The sequence below is a fragment of the Pseudomonas persica genome, from assembly GCF_900291015.1.
Lineage (GTDB): Bacteria > Pseudomonadota > Gammaproteobacteria > Pseudomonadales > Pseudomonadaceae > Aquipseudomonas.
This window is the reverse complement of sequence record NZ_OLKL01000173.1, coordinates 1-267: the sequence shown is the minus strand read 5'-3', so window position 1 is coordinate 267 and position 267 is coordinate 1. Positions and strand designations below refer to the sequence as shown.

Annotated in this window: 1 protein-coding gene; it reads right to left on the bottom strand. The window is 72.7% G+C overall.

The window, feature by feature from the left end; genetic code table 11:
* The coding region (locus tag FQ664_RS26165; protein WP_144175896.1) for a hypothetical protein at positions 1-188 on the bottom strand (188 nt) is incomplete at its 3' end.
* Positions 189-267: the final 79 nt, after the last annotated feature.

The following is a 267-nucleotide window of genomic DNA, read 5'->3' as shown; positions in this document are numbered from 1 at the left end:
GGCCACGCGCGGCAGGCCGTGCTGTCCGCATCGGTGAAACGTGCCGTGACCGGCAGCGCGCCGGCCGGCAACTGCCGATACGCGGCCTCGCGCACGGCATCCGCATCGCCACAGGCGAACGCAGTGGCGGGCAGGGCAGCGAGCAGGACACCGCCAAGCAGGCGGCGCAGGCGGAGCGAAGAAGGCATCCCGAAGGTCCTTGTCGACAGGGCAGGGCATCATCGCGCGGCCACCGCCTGCCCACAACGACGAAGGCACGGCCTGGGC